Genomic DNA, 17513 nt, shown 5'->3' on the forward strand with positions numbered 1-17513 from the left:
CCATCGTCGAGGCGGTCGGAAAGGCACCCGGTTGGTCCTGTACATCGGCCCGCCAGGGGTGAATGTGCGGCTGACGACGTGACCCCGGCGGGCGTTCTCCGGTTGGGCAACCGTCGGCGACGGGAATCCACGAACGGCCGCCGACGGGCTCAACTCGTCACCCAAGGGAAGCTGCCATGACCGAAGCACCCGGACCCGCCCTGGACACCGCCCTCGCCTACCACCGGGCGTGGACCCGTCACGACTTCGACCGCGCCATGACCTACATCGCCGACGACATCGTGTGCGAAGCTCCGGCCGGACGCATTCAGGGCGCCCAGGCCTTTCGGGGCTTCATGGAGCCGTTCACGCACATCCTCACCGGTTCGCATCTGATCGCCGCGTTCGGCGACGACACGACCGCGCTGCTGATGTACGACACCAAGACGCTACCCGTCGAGAGCGCCCCTGGGGCCGAGTGCCTGACCGTCGCAGACGGCACGATCACGCACATGCGGATCATCTTCAACCAGGCGCCCTTCATCGCAGCGGAGAAGGCGTCGACCGGATCCTGACGCTCCATCGGCTCAGGTCCCCGGCACGGATGCCGGGGACAGTCGCCTCATCGGCGCATCGGGCAGGGCGCGGGCGCCGCGGGAGCGTATCCGTGCTCCGACGTATGCATGATCCGTTCTCGCAGCGCCAGGAGACTGCTGCCCGCTGCGGCGCCGAGGTCGCGCTCGAGGGACCGCTGGAACAGGGACAGCTGGCGCAGCGCCTGGGCCGGCCGACCGAGCTGGAGATGGGCCTCGATGACGGTGGTGGCGGCGAGTTCGTTGTACGGATCCAGCCGCAGCTTCTCGTACGCGTACTCCAGAGCCTCGTCCAGCTCTCCTCGTGCCTTGTGGATCTGGATCAGGCGAATCAGGGCCTGCGAGCAGAGGCCCTCGTACTGCCTCCGGTACGGCGCGAGCCATTGCTGCTGGGGCTCCTCGTCCTCGAGGAACCGGCGGACGGTGTAGGCGGCGACGCGGCTGTAGTAGAAGCAGGCACGGCGTGCGTCGCCGTGTGCGTCGTCGGCACGCGCCTGTCCGAAGAGCCGTTCGACTTCGTTTGCGTCGCTCCACCAGCCTTCGTCGGCCTCGAAGCGGTAGAAGTTCGTGCCGCTGCGGTGGATGAAGGATGACGCCTGCCCCGGACGCAGGTCCGGCTCGAGCATCCGCCGCAGGCAGTGCATGCCGACGTGAAAGCCGCTGGCCGCCTTCTCGGGGGCGGTGTCCTGCCACCCGAGGTCGATGAGCTGGTCCATGGACACCGGCTTGCCCGGGTTCAGCAGGAACCACTTGAGCAACAGCAGCGCCTTCTCCCGGCGTTGCCGGCGCTGACCCAGAACCTCTTCGCCCTTGAACACCCGGAAGGGGCCGAACAGATAGGCCCGGTAGGTGGCCCCGTGCTCCCGATCCGTTGGATGGGCCCACTCAGGCACTGGAAGCTGAGCTGTCCCTGATGTCCTACCGTGCACGTCGCCCCCCGTTTAGTTCAATAGCGATCGTGTATGGGTATAGGGTCAGTTACTAGCGTTAACGATGAAGGGTGTTCACGAGGGTTGTCAAGCGTTACCGTGGAACCCACGGGTGCGGCGCATCTGCGCTTCTGCGTGCCCTGACGGCCAACTTGGAGGTGCCGGATGAGCCAGGTCGATCCCGGACGCGTCAAGCAGACGCGTCCGGCGTTGAACCGCCGGGAGCGTCTCCGGCAGTCCACTCTCGAGGAGATCGTCGACGTCGGCCGGTCGCTGTTGCGCGAGGGCCGAGAGGTGACCCTGCGTGCCGTGGCGGCCGAGATGGGCTTCACCGCGCCTGCGCTGTACCGGTACGTCGGCAGCGTGGCCGCGCTCAACGAGCTCCTGTCGCATGACATCTTCACCGAGATCGTCCGCGAGATGGCGGCGGCCGCCGAGCCGTACGGCGACGATGATCCTGCGGCGCAGATGGTGGCGGCCGCCACCGCCTTCCGCTGCTGGGCACTGGATCACATCGACGAGTTCCAGCTGGTGTTCCACACGAACTCGCTCTCAGGGGAGCACGTCGCCCGGTCGGAGGCCGGGCAGACGGTCCACCCGCTCGCGCCGGCCGCCACGGGAAGTGCCGCCGCAGGAGTGCAGATGTTCGCCGAGTTCTTCGGGCAGATCTTCATCAGGCTGTCGCAGCGGCACCCGTTCCCCGTGCCGGCCCGCGAGGATCTCGACGAGGATTTCGTGGCGGTCCACTCTCCGGGCGGGGACGGCAAGCCCGACCTCGTCAGACTCCTGGGACCGGACGGGCTGGGGCTGATCTGGCTGTTCGAACTGGCCTGGGCGCAGCTGTACGGCATCGTGACACTGGAGGTGTTCGGGCACATCCGTCCCCAACTGGTCAAATCCGGAGCACTGTTCACCGCCGTGATGCAGGAGATCGGACGGCGTGCCGGGATGGCGGGTGACTGGGACCGTCTGACCGCGGTCAGCCTGGAAGTACGCGCCCGCCGGGCGTGACGCGGCCCGGGGACCGGGGAACCAGGAGTGCGGCTGCCTGCCGGACGGGCGCGGTTGCGTGCTCGGGCTGTCATCGCGCACGCCTCACCCGCTCCCGTAACGCGAGGAGTTCCGGACTGGGCGCCACCCCGAGATCCTCCTGCAAGGTGCGGACGAACTGCTCCAGCTGCCAGATCGCTCCGGTCAGACTGCCCTGCTCCAGATGGATCTCCACGATGGACGTGGTCGCCTCCTCCGAGTAGGGGTCGCGATCCAGGATTCTCATCGCGCAGGTCAGCGCCTCATACAGGTGGCCGACTTGACGGTGCAGGCGTAACAGCTGGAGCAGGGCCTCCTCGTGCCCACGCTCGTGGGCCGCCCGGAAGGACGTGAAGGCGTCCTGGTACACCTCCTCCGGCAGGAATCCCTGGTCGTAGTAGGCCAGCAACCGCTCATAGCGCGCTATCGCCGCCGTCGTTCTGCCCGCCCGCCGTGCCGCACACGCCGATTTCGACAGCAGCGCGACGTCGTCGACGTCGGTCCACCAGCAATCGGAGGGGTCGAACCAGTAATGGCCGTTCGGATCCGACCGGATGAATCTCGACGGCTGCCGGCTGGCCAACTCGGGCTCCAGGACCCGGCGCAGGGAGTGCTGCGTCACGTGGAGCCTGTTCGCCCGATTTCCCGTACGGCCGGGCCACAGCACCTCCGCGAGCTCGCTGTCCCGGAACTCCTGCCTGGGGTTGAGCAGAAACCACTTGAGCAGCGTGCGTGCACTCGCCCGCCCTCCCCGCGGGTCTCCCAACGGGGCACCTCGGCGATGCACCCGGAACGGGCCGAAGAGCCACGCTTCGTATTCCTTCCGCGCGGATGCGACGGATAACGGCGTCGGCTCAGCCCCCTGTGAGCGATCCATTGTGCCCCCTACCCCGTTGAACACCCGTCGGGCGTTCGACCGATGGTCCCCCTGGCTACACCGTTAAACCACCCGGTGTCGTGGACTTCGTCACCTATGTACCACATCACCACGGGACTCGACCCGCCGGCGAGGCAGCCCTTCCGACCTGACCAGCCGGGGTGTCGGCAGTGCAGCGGGGACTGGCTCCTCAGCAGGCCCACCTGTCCACCGAGACGCGGGGCAGTCACCTGCTGCAGCGTCAGCCAGGCCTGTGCAAGGAAGTGGGCATACGGCGAACGCCGCATGGTTCCTGGTACGCACGCGCACTGGACCGCCTGCATCACCACTTTCGCGACCCGTAAGCAAGGGGTAAGTCGGCGGCACTAGCTTCACCGAGCAGCCCCCAGGGGGCTGCCCCGACAACCACCCCGAGGGAGGGACTGGCACCGTGCTCTCGCATCTGGATGCGGTCACCATCATCGCAAGGGACGTCGACCGGACCAGGGCCTTCTACACCGACCTCCTTGGATTCAGCGTCGTCCCGCAATTCACCGCCCCTGAAGGCGACTTCCTCTGGCTGCGGTCGGAGAGGCGAAGCACCAGCATCATCATCCAGGACGTGGCGACCAGGGCCGACAAGCCGACGCAGGCGGACATTCCCGAGGCCAGCGGAGGGCTGATGCTCGGGTTCGCCGTCGACGACGCCGAGGTGGCCCACAAGACGGCCCAGGAGGGCGGCTACGAGATCCGGACCCCGGTCGTCGACATGGGCTCGGGCCGCACCTTCGGCGTCAAGGACCCCGAGGGCAACTACCTCCAGCTGTTCGATGTCTATCCGCAGGTCAAGGAGATCCAGCGCCAACTCGGCCTGGACTGACCACAAGGAGCCGCTGTATGTCCATGACCGTCGGAGAGCTGTTCGCAGCCCTGGCCACACGGTTCAACACCGAGGCCGCCGCAGGCCTGAACCGGACCCTGCAGTGGAAGATCACCGATGCGGACCCGGGCGTCTGGGCTTTCGAGATCAAGGACGGGCAGGGCCGTCTCATCCCGGGTGGAGTCGACGAGCCCGACACGACCTTCGTCACCAGCAGCGAGACCTGGGTGGCGATCGCGGAGGGCCGCCAGGACGCGATGCGCGCCTTCATGACCGGGAAGCTCAAGGTCAAGGGCGACATGATGCTCGCGATGAAGGTCCCCAAGCTCTTCGAAACCGGCGTCTGAGACCTGCCTGAGGAGTTGACGACGTGCAGAAACCCACTGAACACGAAGCCGATCCCGAGAAGGTCCGCCTGGAGCAGGTCGCGGCCCTCACCGACCCCGCCACCATCCGCTACCTCGAGGAGATCGGCGTCCGCGAGGGGTGGACCTGTGCCGAGGTCGGGGCCGGCGCGGGATCGATCGCCCGATGGCTGTCCAACCGGGTCGGCCACTTCGGCACGGTCCACGCCATCGACATCGAAACCGCCTACATGGACGGGCTGTCCGCACCGAACCTCGAGGTCCGGCAGCAGGACATCACGACGACGCCCCTGGACGAGGGCGCCTACGACCTCGTCCACTCCAAGATCCTCCTGATGCACCTGGCGGACCGGGAGCGGATTCTCGGTGAGTTCGCCAAAGCACTCAAGCCCGGCGGCTACCTCCTGGTCGAAGAGGCGGACATCCGCAGCATTCAGCGTGTCGACCCGCCCTCGCCGCTGCTCACCCGGGCGGCCACCGCCCTGGAGACCTTCTTCTACTTCGGCGGCGCCGATCCCGGGTACGGAATGAAGCTCCTGCCGGCCTTCCGCCGCACCGGGCTCCAGCTCATGGGCACCGACTGCCAGCTCACCGCGGTGCAGGCGGGCAGCCCCGAGATGCAGACGATCGTGCTGAGTCTGGCCAAGCTCGCCCCCGTGATCACCAAGGTCGGCCTCATGGGACAGAAGGAGATCGAGGCCGCCTTCGACCAGCTCCAGCAGCCCTCGGACACGGTCCTCTACACCCCGATCACGGTTTCGGTCTGGGGCCGGCGGACCGAGGACTGACCGCCCTCTTCGGCAGAGCACGGAAAGGACAGCGGCATTGCTGTACGCAGTCATCGCCTATGACAGCACCGAGCCGGGGACGTTCGAGCGGCGGATGCGCGTCCGCCCGGCCCATATGGCCAACGGCGACAAGATGATGGCCGACGGCTCCTTCCTCTTCGGCGGAGGAATCCTGGACGGCGCCGGCAAGATGGCCGGCGGAGTTCTGATAGTCGATTTCGAAACCCGCGACGAGATCGACGACTGGCTCAAGAACGAGCCCTACATCATCAACAAGGTGTGGGACCGCGTAGAGGTCCACCCCTTCCTCGTACCACCGCAGTTCCTCAGCCTCTTCCCGCAGTACCAGGAGCAGCCGGCCGCCGGCTGAGGCCCTTCCTACGCCACACCTCAGGGAGCCCATGCACCATGGAGACAACATCACGCAGCAGCAGGGCGCTCACCCTCCTGGTCACCAGTCTGGGATCGTTCATGGTCCTGCTCGACGGGTCGATCATCTTCGTCGCCCTGGGCGAGATCCAGAAGGATCTCGGCGCGGAGATCTCGCAACTGCAGTGGACCGTCGACGCCTACACGCTGCCGTTCGCCGCGCTGATGCTGATGACCGGCACACTGGGCGACCGGCTCGGCCGTAAACGCGTGTTCCTCACCGGGCTGTTCCTGTTCGTCGCGGGCTCCGCCCTGTGCGGCTTCGCGGACAGCTTCAGTGTGCTGATCGTCGGCCGGGTGCTGCAGGGAATCGGCGCCGCGGCCATCGAAACCGGCAGCCTCTCCCTGCTGGTGTCCACCTTCAGTGACCCGCCGGGACGCGCGAAGGCGATCGGCATCTGGACCGCCGTCTCCGGTGTCGCACTGGCCCTCGGCCCCCTGTTCGGCGGCGTACTGATCGAGTCCTTCAGCTGGCACGCGATCTTCCTGATCAACCTGCCGGTCGGCGTGCTGGCTCTGGTCCTCGGCGTCCGTTGGCTGATCGAGTCGCGGAACCCGCACGCCCTCCATCTCGACATCCCCGGACAGGTCCTCGTGACCGCCGGACTGTTCTGCCTGATCATGGGGCTGATCCAGGCCGAGCGCGAAGGATGGCGCTCGCCCCTGATCATCGGTCTGCTCGTGGCATCCGCGGTGCTGCTCGGGGCGTTCCTGGCCGTGGAGATGCGCAGCCGGGAGCCGATGCTGCCGCTGGATCTCTTCCGCAACCGCACCTTCGCGGTGTCGAGCGTCATCGCCTCCCTGCTGGGGTTCATCATCGTCGGTGCGATGTTCTTCATGGCCCAGTACTTCCAGACCGTGCAGGGACATTCGGCACTGCAGACCGGCCTGCGTCTGCTCCCGCTGACGCTGGGCATCTTCTTCTTCTCACCGCCGGCCAGCACCCTGGCCGGCAAACTCGGGCCGCGCATCCCGATCATCGTCGGCGGGGTGCTGGTGACCGCCGGTTTCCTGCTGCTGACCGGCGTCGAGCCGGCCTCCGGGTTCGGCGCGGTGTGGTGGCGGCTCGCCCTCGTCGGCGGGGGCATCGGCTGCATGTTCGCCCCCCTGACGCTGGCCGTGATGGCCTCGACTCCCCCGGAGCGTGCGGGCCTGGGCTCCTCGATGATCAACACCACCCGCATCGCGGGATTCACCGCCGGTGCCGCGGTGCTCGGGACGGTGGTCGTGTCCGTGTTCAAGGACAGGATCGTCTCCGCTCTGGCCGATCTGGGCGTGAGCGGCGAGGCCGGCCGGCAGCTCGCGGAGCGCATCGGCGGCTCGGGGGCGAACGCCGGCAAGGGGGCCCAGCAGATCGGGAACCTGCCGGTCAGCCGCACCGACTTCACCTCGGCGGTGCAACAGTCCTTCGTCGACGCCAGTCACACGGTGTTCCTCATCTGCGCGGGCTGCACGCTCCTCATCGCCCTGCTCGCCGCGGTGCTGATGACCCGGGGCCGGCTTCCCGACCCGCTTCCTGGGACCGCCGGTGACGTCGGCACGCCGGGGCCGACGGGCGGGGGTGCCGCATCCCCCCAGGAGGGCAAGGGCGCTGGACGACCCGAAGCCGTTCGGCTGCCCTCGGCGCTCGTCGAAACCGCGTGGCTCGCCGAGCACCTGGGACGACCGGGCCTCGTCGTGGTCGACTGCACGGTGAACCTCCGGCCGCTGCCGGAGGGCGGCGTCGATCTCGGCAGTGGCCGGGACGGCTACCACGAGGGGCACATCCCGGGTGCCGTCTTCGCCGATCTCCTCACGGAACTCGCCGACCTCACCGCGCCCAAGCCCTTCGCCATTCCGCCGGCCGAACTGCTGGCCGGTGCCGTCGAGAAGCTCGGCATCAGCAACGGCGACACGGTGGTCCTCTACGACCGGGCGCACACGGCGTTCGCCACCCGGCTCTGGTGGCTGCTGCGCTGGCTCGGCCATGAGAACGCCGCCGTACTCAACGGTGGCTGGAGGAAGTGGGCCGCCGAGGGCCGCCCCGTGAGCACCGACGTCCCGGACGTACGCCGCGGCAGCTTCGTACCGCGGCAGCGTCCCGAGCTGTTCGTCACCCGGGACCAGGTGCAGAAGGCCATCGACGCGCCCGGCGTCCGCCTGGTCAATGCCCTCTCGCCCGAACAGCACGCCGGGCACATCCCGGTGGCCCACGGCCGCATCGGCCACATCCCCTCCAGCGTCAACGTCCCGGCGGCGGCGCTCGTCGACCCGGAGACCGGCTGCTTCCTGCCCGCCCGGCAGCTCGCCGACCGGTTCGAGGCGGTCGGCGCCACGGAGTCCCGGCAGATCATCGCCTACTGCGCCGCGGGGGTCGACGCGACGATTGACGCGTTCGCTCTCACCATGCTGGGAGTGCGCGATGTCGCTCTCTACGATGACGGGCTGGTGGAATGGAGCGGCGACCCCGCGCTGCCCCTGGTCACCACACTCTAGGAGGGCAGTCGAGGATGGCATACGACCTGGAGCTCGCGGACCGCATCCGGGAGGCTCTCGCGAGCGAGAGCCCGGTGCGCGAGGTGAAGATGTTCGGCAGCCTCGCCTTCATGGTCAACGGCAGCATGGCGGCCACGGCCAACTCCGACGGCCGTCTCATGGTCCGCTGCGACCCCGACAAGGCCGAGAAGCTGCTGGAGCGTGAGGGAGCCGACTGGGCGGAGATGCGCGGAAAGCCCATGGGCAAGGGCTGGATCGTCGTCGCTGACTACGGCATCGAATCGGACGAGGCCTTCGACGGCTGGATGGCGGAGGCTCTGGACTACAACAGGAAGGTGAGCGGCAGTGACGACTGAGGAGGGTGCGCACGTCACCCCACCCTTCAACGGGTTCCCGCCCGAACTGTTCACCTTCCTCGAGGGGCTGGAAAAGGACAACTCCAAGGCCTACTGGGAGGCTCACCGGGCCGTCTGGGAGGCGTCCGTGAAGGAGCCGGTGAACCGGCTCATGGCCGATCTGGAGGACGAGTTCGGGCCACTTCGCACCTTCCGGCCCAACCGGGACGTCAGGTTCTCCAAGGACAAGTCGCCGTACAAGACCTGGGTCGGCGTCACCACCAGCGACCGGGCCGTGGGCGGCATCGGTGCCTTCCTCCGGCTCGACGCCGACGGCATGCGGCTGGCCGGCGGCGCCATGGCCCTGGCCCCGGACCAGATCAAGCGGTTCCGCTCCGCCATCGACAACACCGCCTCCGCGGCGGAGTTCGAGACCATCCGGCGGAAGCTGGCCGACCAGGGACTGTCCGTGGAACCGGGCATGCAGCCCGTGCTCACGCGGGTCCCCGCCGGCTATCCCGCGGACCATCCCCGCGGTGAACTGCTGCGCTGGAAGGGCGCGGTGGTGATCAAGGAGTACGAGCGCGCCGACTGGATGCACCAGCCGCAGGCCATCGACGCGGTGCGCGAGATCTGGACGGCCACGACGCCCCTGAAGGAGTGGATCGACACACACGTCGGCGAGAGCGAGACACCGCGCCGCCGCTGATCCGGCGACCAGGCCCACGCGAGCGGGTGGGAGATCGGGAAGAACGGGAAGTCAGCAGACCACGGGAGGACGGCAGATGTGTGGCATAACCGGTTGGGTCTCGTTCGACCGTGACCTCACCCGCGAGCGGGAGACCCTGGACGCGATGACGCAGACAATGGCGTGCCGGGGTCCGGACTCCTCCGGCTCGTGGGTCGGGCGGCACGCCGTCCTCGGTCACCGAAGGCTGGCCGTGATCGATCTGCCCGGCGGAAAGCAGCCGATGACGGTGCAGACGCCGAACGGCGAGGTCGCGCTCGTCTACAGCGGCGAAACCTACAACTTCATCGAATTACGACAGGAGTTGACCCGGCGAGGGGAACGCTTCGAGACCGCCAGTGACACCGAGGTGGTGTTGCGCGGATATCTGCGCTGGGGCGAGGCGCTGGCCGACCGGCTCAACGGCATGTACGCGTTCGCGATCTGGGACGCGCGTGACCAGAAGCTCGTGATGATCCGCGACCGGCTGGGGATCAAGCCGCTCTACTACTACCGCACGCCCGACGGCCTGCTGTTCGGCTCGGAGCCGAAGGCGATCCTGGCCAACCCGCACGCCAAGCGCGTGGTCGACGCGGACGGACTGCGCGAGTCGCTCTCGTACTGCTTCACGCCGGGGCACGCGATCTGGTCGGGCATGCAGCAGGTCGAGCCGGGCACGGTGGTGACGGTCGACGGCGGCGGCCTGCGCGAGCGCACCTATTGGCGCTTGGAGACCCGTCCGCACACCGACGACGTGGAGACCACCGTCGCACGTGTCCGCGAGCTGCTCGACGACACGGTGCGCCGGCAGCTCGTCGCGGACGTGCCGCGCTGCGTGCTGCTGTCCGGTGGACTGGATTCCGGTACGCTCACCGCATTGTCCGCTGCCCACCTGGGCGACGAACGGGTGCGGACTTTCGCGGTCGACTTCATGGACCACGCGGAGAACTTCAAGTCGGACGACCTGCGTGACACCCCGGACGCGCCTTATGTGAAGGCCGTCGCGGAGCATACCGGTTCGGACCATGCCGACATCGTGATCGGCCCGAAGACACTGGCCGACCCAGAGGTCCGACAGGCCGTGATCGGTGCCCGCGACGTGCCGATGACGATGGGCGACATCGACTTCTCTCTCTACCTGCTCTTCAAAGAGATTCGGAAGAGGTCGACCGTAGCGCTGTCCGGCGAGGCGGCGGACGAGATATTCGGCGGGTACAAACATATGCACGTCCCGCAGATTCAGCAGGCTCGCGCGTTTCCGTGGATCGCACTCAACATCGGTGCGTTCGACAAGGACGGCACAGGTGTGAACCCGCAGTTGTGGTCCAGCCTCACACTCGAGGAGTACCGGCAGGACGCGTACACGAGTGCTCTGGGGGACGTCGAGCGGCTCGACTCCGGCGACTCCTTCACCTCCGAGGACGACCTCGAGTACCGCATGCGGATCATGATCCACCTGCACCTGACCCGGTTCATGCGGTATCTGCTCGACCGGAAGGACCGGCTGAGCATGGCGCTCGGGCTCGAAGTCCGGGTGCCGTTCTGCGATCACCGGATCGTCGAGTACGTCTACAACGCACCATGGGCGTTGAAGACCTACGACGGCCGGGAGAAGAGCCTCCTGCGCGGGGCCGTCAAGGACGTGCTGCCCGAGTCGGTCCTCTGGCGGCCGAAGAGTGCCTATCCCTCGACCCAGGACCCTTATTACGCCGAGGAGCTCCAGCGGCAGGCCAAGGAACTGTTGACCGACCGAAGCCACGGAGTCTTCGAGTTGATGAGCCGGCCATGGCTGGAGAGCGCGACCGGGACGGAGTCGGCCGCGATGGACAGGCTGACCCGCCTGGGCCTGGAGCGCACCCTCGACCTCGCCACGTGGCTGGACGTCTACCGTCCGGAACTCAAGCTCCCGTAGTGCGAGGGCCGGCAGGGCTTCTGGTGCGGGCCCGGCGGACCGACTCACATGGGGGACCGTCGTTGCCCGACACCTCCCCGGCACGTGTCCGGACAACACACCTAGAAGGGTTCAGGCACGGATTTCGTGAGGACGATCGACCAGTGGCTGCTGGACGATCTGGAAACTCCACGGAAGCAGCGGCACACCGTGCAGCGCAGCCTGACCAGGCTTCAGCACCAGCTGGGGTGTAGATCGCCCCTCAACCGTGTGGGACTTCGTCCTTCGGCGAAGGCAGGAGGTTGCCAAGGCCGCCGGGGCGACGCGGGGGCGACCCGCGGCGGGGGACGGTCAGGACAGCTGCCACGGCTGGAGCTTGTCCGGGTTGCGCACCGCCCAGATGTGCGTGATCCGGTCGTCCTCGGCGACCTCGAACGCGAACACCGTCTCGATCCGGCCCTCCGACTCGATCACCAGGCCTGGTAGCCCGTTGACGGTGCGCTCGAGGATCGTTCGGGGCGGCGCGAGCCGGGCGATCGTGAGATAGAGCTGGGCGATCTGCTCCGCCCCCTCGATCGGCAGCAGGTGGGCGATGGCGCGGCCACCACCGTCGGAGATCGCGGTGGCGCCCGGGTCGAGCAGGCCGAGCAGGGCCTCGATGTCCTGCGCCTCCCAGGCCGCCTTGAACCGCCGGACGACGCTCGCCTGCCGGGCCGCGTCCGGCCTCGCCTCCGCCCGCGCGGCGATGCGACGGCGGGCCGAGGACGCCAGCTGACGGCACGCCGCCGGGCTGCGGCCGACGATCTCGGCCACCTCGGCGAACGGGTAGCGGAAGATGTCGTGCAGCACGAACGCGACGCGCTCGGCCGGGGTCAACGACTCGAACACGACCAGGAAGGCCATGGTCACCGACTCGTCGAGGGTGATCCGGTCGGCCGGGTCCTGGCCGGCGCCGCCCGCCGCCCCGGCGATCCACTCGGCCGGGTCGGGCAGCGGCTCCGGGATCCACTGCCCGACGTAGGTCTCCCGCCGGATGCGCGCCGAGCCGAGCAGGTTCAGACAGATACGGCTGGCCACCGTCGTCAGCCAGGCGCCCGGGGACTCGACGGCCTCCTGCTGCGCCCGGGACATCGCGTACCAACGGGTGTAGGTCTCCTGGACGACGTCCTCCGCGTCGGCCAGGGACCCGAGCATCCGGTAGGCGAGATTGAGCAGCTGTCGCCGCTCGCTCATGATCGTGCCCAGGCCCGGGTCGTGTTGCTCGTCCGCCTGCCGCTGTGACTGTTCCCACGGGGTGGTCATACGCTCTCCGGCTCCCTCGCTCACCTTCCCTGTCCATTACGACAAATCAGAGCGCCGCGCCCGGAGGGCGTCCGGCCGATCATGCGTGACGACAACCGGGTCCGCGCGCATCGTCCAGGGTCTGGCCGTGTCGGCAACGGCTGGCGGCGGTCAGGAGGAGCCTTTTGCGCAGCAGCGGTGGCTTCGCTCAGCCGAACATGCTGCGTTTGAGCGCCTTCAGGTCGTTGACGCGGCCCTCGACCGGGCCGGATGGCCAGTCGGTGCTCATGCCGGTTGGTCATGATGGTCGCGAAGGTGCGGACGAGGCCGACAGTTGGAGCGGAGCGGCCGGGCACGGTCGCGCAGGGTGCTGTAGCACCAAGCCGACTCACGCCTCCTGGAAGCGGTCGGCCACATGCCCGCCTACGAGCAGGCCCTCGGCGTCGTCCGCCCCGGTGGCGTGCCACCACCGACCTCGAAGGCGTCCCGGCCGGCTACCAGGACATGGCCGACCGCAAGAGCCTGAAGGTCCTCATCAAGCCCTGACCAGGAACGTCGGGAGTGGGGTGCGGCCAGTCCGCACCCCACGGCTGTACCTGGCCGGCTAACTCCAGGTCGGGGAGGCGAGCTTGGATCAGGGCACCGCGGCGGGACTGAAGCAGCACGGGTCCGGAGGCCGGGCACTGTCGCACCCGTGACGGGTACGCGCACCGCGCGCTGACCTCGTACCACGGCATGTCGCCCGCTTCGGCACGTGACGGCGGAAGGAAGGGCGGAAGGGCGCCGGAAAACGGTCGCACACCCGATCTGATCGCGGTGCGATCGCGGGTGATGCCGGTTCCCCGGGGCCGTCTACGCTCGGGGCCATGCGTGTGCTGGTGGTGGAGGATGACCGGGAGCTCGGCCGGGTGGTGCTGTCGGGTCTGCGGTCGGCCGGGTTTGCGGTGGATCTCGCGGAGCGGCTGGCGGAGGCGGATCTCAAGCTCGCTGTCAGTGCCTACGACTGCCTGGTGGTAGACCGGGGGCTGCCCGACGGGGATGGGCTGGCTCTGGTTCGGGGCCTGCGCCGGGCGGGCGTGCGGGTTCCGGTGCTGATGCTCACGGCGATGGATGCCGTGGCGGAGCGAGTGGCCGGGTTCGACGACGGCGCCGACGACTACGTGGTCAAGCCCTTCGCGTTCGCGGAGCTGGCCGCGCGCGTCGGTGCGCTGTGCCGGCGCGCCGAGCAGCCCCGCCCGCCCGTGGCGGTGGTCGGTGACCTCGAAGTGGACCTGGCCCGGCGCCGGGTGCGGCGTTCAGGGGTCCTGCTGACGCTCACCGCCAAGGAGTTCGCGGTTCTGGAGCTGCTCGTGGCCCGGGTCGGGCAGGTGGTGCCGCGTACCGATCTGATCGAGTGCTGCTGGGACGAGATGGCGGAGCCGATGTCGAACGTGGTGGACGTGGTGATCGCGCAGCTGCGTCGCAAGCTCGGCGCCCCGGCGGTGATCAGCACCGTGCGCGGTGTGGGGTTCGTGATCGACGTCGGGGAGGAGCCGGTGGCCGCCGGGCTGGTGGAACAGTGATCGCCGACAGCCCCGCGGCGTCTCGGTTGCGGCGGCTGCGGTGGGCGCTGACCGGCCTGTTCACGTTGACCACCACCGTGTGCCTGGTCGCTCTGGCCGCGGTCGCGGTGGCGATCGACGTCCGTTCGCGCGCCGATGCCCTGGACGGCGATCTCAACCGGCGGGCTACCGCCTTGGCCCGTGCGGTCTACTACGAGCAGGGCGTACTGCACTTGGGACCGCTGCGTGAAGACGACCTGGTCCAGGGCCCGGCCGCGGTGGCGGTGGTGGAGTGGGACGCGGCGGACCACGCGCGGCAGCGCTTCGCCCGTCGCCCCGCACTGCTGCCACGGCCGGCCGGGCTGAGCGAGACCGGTGAGCGGGCCAGACACGACCAGGAGACTGTCGTGGAGCGGGGCACCGCCGCCGACGGACGGACCGTCCGGCTGGCGGCAGCACCCGTGTGGGACGACGACCGGATCGGTGCGGTGGTCGTCGCCGTGGGTGACCCCGCGGCGGGGCAACGCGACCATGACCGGCTCGTGCGGTGGCTCGTCCTCGGCAGTCTGGGGCTTGTGGCCGCGGCGGCCGCTGCCGGTCACCTGTTGTCGGGACGGAGCATGCGTCCCGCGCTGCGGACCCTGGACCAGCAGGAGCAGTTCCTGTCCGAGGCCGCACACGAGCTGCGCACCCCACTGGCCACGCTCAGGCTGGTCACGGAGGCCGGTGCGCGGTCACCAGGTGAGTCCACCAGGGCGCTGGGCGACGCGACGCGGCTGGTGGATCAGATGGGACGGCTGGTAGCCGGCCTGCTGACCCGTGCGCGCGTACAGGTCGGCACGCAGGAGGTGGAGCGGACGGCGCTTCGGCTCGACCAGGTGGTCGAGCAGGTCGTCGACGAACTGCCGGCGTCGGGCGCCGAGGTGACGGTGCGGGCCGAGCCCACGGTCGTGCACGGTGATCCGGAGCTGCTGGCCCAGGCGGTGCGCAATCTGATCGACAACGCCCTCCGGCACGGGGCTGCTCCGGGAGAGCGGGCCCGGGTCGATGTCGTGGTCGCGGAGGGCAGGGTCACCGTGCGCGATCACGGCCCAGGGGTGGCCCTGGCCGCGCGGGAGCGGATCTTCGACCGGCGGGCGGCAGGACCTGGCGGGGGTACGGGGATCGGGCTGGCGATTGTCCGGTGGGTGGCCGATCTGCACTCCGGCACCGCGCGCATCAGCGACGCCCCCGGAGGCGGGGCCGTGGCCGAACTGGTCATCCCGCGGGAATCAGCCGGTCCCCCCGTGTGACGCCGCGACGGCGCATGGGCGATGCGGAGCCGTGCGGGCGATGCGGAGCCGTGCGTCCGCCTCACGATTTCCTCATGATGCCGTCGGCAGCCTGTTCGGCATGTCCGAGCAACGCAATCGCGCGATCATCCTGGCGGCCGCCGGTGTCGCCACCGCCGTCCTCGCTGTCTCCTGCTCGCCGCGGTCCCATCCCGGAGCCGACCCGACCGCCGGTCCGCCCGCCGCCGTGGTCCGCGTCGACCAACTCGGGTACGCACCCGGCGAGACCAAGCACGCCTACTTGATGACGTCCCGCCCCGCCGCCCGGGCGCCCTTCCGGGTGCTCGATGCCTCCGGCAGGGAGGTGCTGTCCGGCACGGCCGGGCCCTCCACGGGGCGATGGAACAGCACCTACGACTCCGTCCACACCCTGGACCTGTCCCGCCTCACGACTCCCGGCGACTACCGGGTGGAGGTCACCGGCTCGTTCCACGCGACCTCGCCGAAGTTCCGTGTGGCGCCCGCCGGCGAGCTGTTCGACAAGGCCGTCCAGGACAACGTCCGCTTCTTCACTGCCCAGCGCGACGGAGCCGATGTCGACCCCGGCGTGCTGCGGCGCAAGCCCTCGCATCTGGCCGACCGGCAGGCCACGGTCTATGACACCCCCGTCTACGGTGAAGACGCCGAGCGACTGCTCGAACCTCTCAAGCCCGTGGGCGGCCCGGTCGACGTCTCCGGCGGCTGGTTCGACGCCGGCGACTTCCTGAAGTTCACGCACACCGCCTCGTACTCCACCGCGAGCCTCCTCCTGGCTCAGCGCACGACCCCGGCCGGCGGTGCGAAGCTGGCCGAGGAGGCCCGCCGAGGGCTGGACTGGCTGGACAAGATGTGGGATGGCTCCTCCGCCACCCTCTACGTCCAGGTCGGCATAGGTGTGGGCGACACCGACGACGGCAGCGGCAAGGTGCGTTCCGATCACGACGTATGGCGGCTGCCCGAGGCCGACGACGCGATGCGGGTCCGGCCCGGCGACCCCGACTACACCATCAAACACCGGCCGGTCTTCCGCGCGGCGCCTCCCGGCGAGCCCATCAGCCCCAATCTCGCAGGGCGGGTAGCCGCGACCTTCGCGCTGGCCGCGCAACTGGACGCGGAAGACGCCCCGGAGCGGGCTCACACGGAACTGGAGAAGGCCGCCAAGATCTACGCACTCGCCGACACCTCACCGAAGGGGCAGCTGGTCACCGCGTTCCCCCACGGCTTCTACCCCGAATCGTCCTGGGAGGACGACATGGAGTTCGGAGCCGCGGAACTGGCCCTGGCCGGCGCGGCCCTGGGCGACGGCCGGACACTGGAATGGTCGCGCCAGGCCGGCCACTGGGCCGAGAAGTACCTGAACTCGGACAACCGCGGCACCCTCGGACTGGGCGACGTCAGCGCCCTGGCACACGCCGATCTCGCGAAGCTGATCGACGACGGCCGGCCGAGCGGCGAGGTCAGCCGCACGCAGCTGGTCGCCGACCTCAAGCGGCAGCTGGACGACGGCAAGGCGCGCGCCGCACGGGATCCCTTCCGAGCGGGTGCCGACTACACGGACTTCGACTCCGTGCCCCACGCCTTCGGCCTGGCCACCACCGCGCTGCTGTACCACCGGATCACCGGCGACTCCCGATACGACAGCTTCGGCACCCAGCAGCGCAACTGGACGCTGGGCGCCAACGCCTGGGGTTCGTCCTTCGTCATCGGCGAAGGATCCACCTTCCCGCACTGCCCGGAGCACCAGGCCGCCAACCTCGCAGGCAGCCTCACGGGCACGGGCGACATCCTCACAGGCGGCGTGGTCAACGGCCCCAACGAGGCGGCCAAGCTCAAGGAACTCAACTCCTTCCCGACCATGCGCCCGTGCCCGACCAGAGGGAACAACCCTTTCTCCGCCTTCGACGGCCGCGGGGGTGGCTACAGGGACCACGTCGGCGCCTGGCAGACCGTCGAAGCCGCCGACGACTTCACGGCCACCGCGTTGCTGACGTTCAGCCTCTCCACAGGGCCGTAGGGCCGGTCCGGTCGGTCGGTGGTCAGCGTCCGACCGGAAAGCCGGGCACCTCTAGGGCTGGAGCACCAGAAGCGTCTCCGGGATCAGCGGA

Annotated in this window: 16 protein-coding genes; 13 read left to right on the top strand and 3 right to left on the bottom strand. The window is 69.1% G+C overall.

All coding sequences use genetic code 11. From position 1 onward, the window contains the following. Positions 1–176 precede the first annotated feature (176 nt). A complete protein-coding gene (locus ACZ5DS_RS38570; protein ID WP_468248142.1) occupies positions 177–554 on the top strand; it encodes a nuclear transport factor 2 family protein in 378 nt (125 codons plus the stop codon). Positions 555–601: 47 nt separating this feature from the next. Here ACZ5DS_RS38570 and ACZ5DS_RS38575 read toward each other — a convergent pair whose 3' ends face one another. Then, the gene (locus tag ACZ5DS_RS38575; RefSeq protein WP_468248144.1) at positions 602–1465 is read right to left on the bottom strand and encodes an AfsR/SARP family transcriptional regulator; all 864 of its coding nucleotides are present in this window, start codon (positions 1463–1465) and stop codon (positions 602–604) included. Positions 1466–1666: 201 nt separating this feature from the next. Between ACZ5DS_RS38575 and ACZ5DS_RS38580 the strand changes: the two genes are divergently transcribed. Further along, complete coding sequence (locus tag ACZ5DS_RS38580; protein WP_468248145.1) at positions 1667–2512, top strand: TetR/AcrR family transcriptional regulator; 846 nt, start codon at positions 1667–1669, stop codon at positions 2510–2512. 70 nt (positions 2513–2582) lie between these two features. Here the strand turns inward: ACZ5DS_RS38580 and ACZ5DS_RS38585 are convergent, their stop codons facing one another. Beyond that, positions 2583–3152, bottom strand: coding sequence for an AfsR/SARP family transcriptional regulator (locus ACZ5DS_RS38585; RefSeq protein ID WP_468248148.1), 570 nt, complete (start codon positions 3150–3152; stop codon positions 2583–2585). Positions 3153–3837: 685 nt separating this feature from the next. Between ACZ5DS_RS38585 and ACZ5DS_RS38590 the strand changes: the two genes are divergently transcribed. The 8 genes from ACZ5DS_RS38590 to asnB all read left to right on the top strand — a co-directional run bounded on the left by ACZ5DS_RS38590 (position 3838) and on the right by asnB (position 11297). Further along, on the top strand, positions 3838–4266 hold the full coding sequence (locus tag ACZ5DS_RS38590; RefSeq protein WP_468248149.1) for a VOC family protein: 429 nt from the start codon (positions 3838–3840) through the stop codon (positions 4264–4266). 17 nt (positions 4267–4283) lie between these two features. After that, on the top strand, positions 4284–4613 hold the full coding sequence (locus ACZ5DS_RS38595; RefSeq protein WP_468248151.1) for an SCP2 sterol-binding domain-containing protein: 330 nt from the start codon (positions 4284–4286) through the stop codon (positions 4611–4613). A 23-nt stretch (positions 4614–4636) separates the two neighbouring features. After that, positions 4637–5419 (top strand): class I SAM-dependent methyltransferase, encoded by a 783-nt coding sequence (locus ACZ5DS_RS38600; RefSeq protein WP_468248153.1) that lies wholly within the window; start codon positions 4637–4639, stop codon positions 5417–5419. 37 nt (positions 5420–5456) lie between these two features. Continuing rightward, the gene (locus ACZ5DS_RS38605) at positions 5457–5789 is read left to right on the top strand and encodes a YciI family protein (RefSeq protein ID WP_468248155.1); all 333 of its coding nucleotides are present in this window, start codon (positions 5457–5459) and stop codon (positions 5787–5789) included. A 38-nt stretch (positions 5790–5827) separates the two neighbouring features. Then, positions 5828–8323: a DHA2 family efflux MFS transporter permease subunit gene (locus ACZ5DS_RS38610; protein WP_468248157.1), complete on the top strand. Its 2496-nt coding sequence runs from the start codon at positions 5828–5830 to the stop codon at positions 8321–8323. Between the two features lie 14 nt (positions 8324–8337). Then, positions 8338–8679 (top strand): TfoX/Sxy family protein, encoded by a 342-nt coding sequence (locus tag ACZ5DS_RS38615; RefSeq protein ID WP_468248160.1) that lies wholly within the window; start codon positions 8338–8340, stop codon positions 8677–8679. Further along, complete coding sequence (locus ACZ5DS_RS38620; protein WP_468248162.1) at positions 8669–9367, top strand: DUF2461 domain-containing protein; 699 nt, start codon at positions 8669–8671, stop codon at positions 9365–9367. The genes ACZ5DS_RS38615 and ACZ5DS_RS38620 overlap by 11 nt, the downstream gene beginning before the upstream one ends. A 76-nt stretch (positions 9368–9443) precedes the next feature. Continuing rightward, positions 9444–11297: an asparagine synthase (glutamine-hydrolyzing) gene (asnB, locus tag ACZ5DS_RS38625; RefSeq protein ID WP_468248163.1), complete on the top strand. Its 1854-nt coding sequence runs from the start codon at positions 9444–9446 to the stop codon at positions 11295–11297. 330 nt (positions 11298–11627) lie between these two features. Here the strand turns inward: asnB and sigJ are convergent, their stop codons facing one another. After that, the gene (gene sigJ / locus ACZ5DS_RS38630; RefSeq protein WP_468248166.1) at positions 11628–12578 is read right to left on the bottom strand and encodes an RNA polymerase sigma factor SigJ; all 951 of its coding nucleotides are present in this window, start codon (positions 12576–12578) and stop codon (positions 11628–11630) included. Between the two features lie 845 nt (positions 12579–13423). Between sigJ and ACZ5DS_RS38635 the strand changes: the two genes are divergently transcribed. The 3 genes from ACZ5DS_RS38635 to ACZ5DS_RS38645 all read left to right on the top strand — a co-directional run bounded on the left by ACZ5DS_RS38635 (position 13424) and on the right by ACZ5DS_RS38645 (position 17422). Further along, the gene (locus ACZ5DS_RS38635; RefSeq protein ID WP_468248168.1) at positions 13424–14119 is read left to right on the top strand and encodes a response regulator; all 696 of its coding nucleotides are present in this window, start codon (positions 13424–13426) and stop codon (positions 14117–14119) included. Beyond that, positions 14116–15390 carry a sensor histidine kinase gene (locus ACZ5DS_RS38640; protein ID WP_468248170.1) on the top strand — a complete coding sequence of 425 codons (1275 nt, stop codon included), beginning with the start codon at positions 14116–14118 and terminating at the stop codon, positions 15388–15390. Before ACZ5DS_RS38635 ends, ACZ5DS_RS38640 begins: the two co-directional genes overlap by 4 nt. Before the next feature lie 100 nt (positions 15391–15490). Further along, positions 15491–17422, top strand: coding sequence for a glycoside hydrolase family 9 protein (locus ACZ5DS_RS38645; protein WP_468248172.1), 1932 nt, complete (start codon positions 15491–15493; stop codon positions 17420–17422). Positions 17423–17513 lie beyond the last annotated feature (91 nt).

This window comes from Streptomyces sp. NPDC031100 (assembly GCF_055570785.1).

Coding starts and splice junctions, on each gene's coding strand:
- ACZ5DS_RS38645 (WP_468248172.1), top strand. CDS start 15,491: ATGTCCGAGCAACGCAATCGCGCGATCATCCTGGCGGCCGCCGGTGTC.
- ACZ5DS_RS38610 (WP_468248157.1), top strand. CDS start 5,828: ATGGAGACAACATCACGCAGCAGCAGGGCGCTCACCCTCCTGGTCACC.
- ACZ5DS_RS38570 (WP_468248142.1), top strand. CDS start 177: ATGACCGAAGCACCCGGACCCGCCCTGGACACCGCCCTCGCCTACCAC.
- ACZ5DS_RS38595 (WP_468248151.1), top strand. CDS start 4,284: ATGTCCATGACCGTCGGAGAGCTGTTCGCAGCCCTGGCCACACGGTTC.
- sigJ (WP_468248166.1), bottom strand. CDS start 12,578: ATGACCACCCCGTGGGAACAGTCACAGCGGCAGGCGGACGAGCAACAC.
- asnB (WP_468248163.1), top strand. CDS start 9,444: ATGTGTGGCATAACCGGTTGGGTCTCGTTCGACCGTGACCTCACCCGC.
- ACZ5DS_RS38635 (WP_468248168.1), top strand. CDS start 13,424: ATGCGTGTGCTGGTGGTGGAGGATGACCGGGAGCTCGGCCGGGTGGTG.
- ACZ5DS_RS38580 (WP_468248145.1), top strand. CDS start 1,667: ATGAGCCAGGTCGATCCCGGACGCGTCAAGCAGACGCGTCCGGCGTTG.
- ACZ5DS_RS38615 (WP_468248160.1), top strand. CDS start 8,338: ATGGCATACGACCTGGAGCTCGCGGACCGCATCCGGGAGGCTCTCGCG.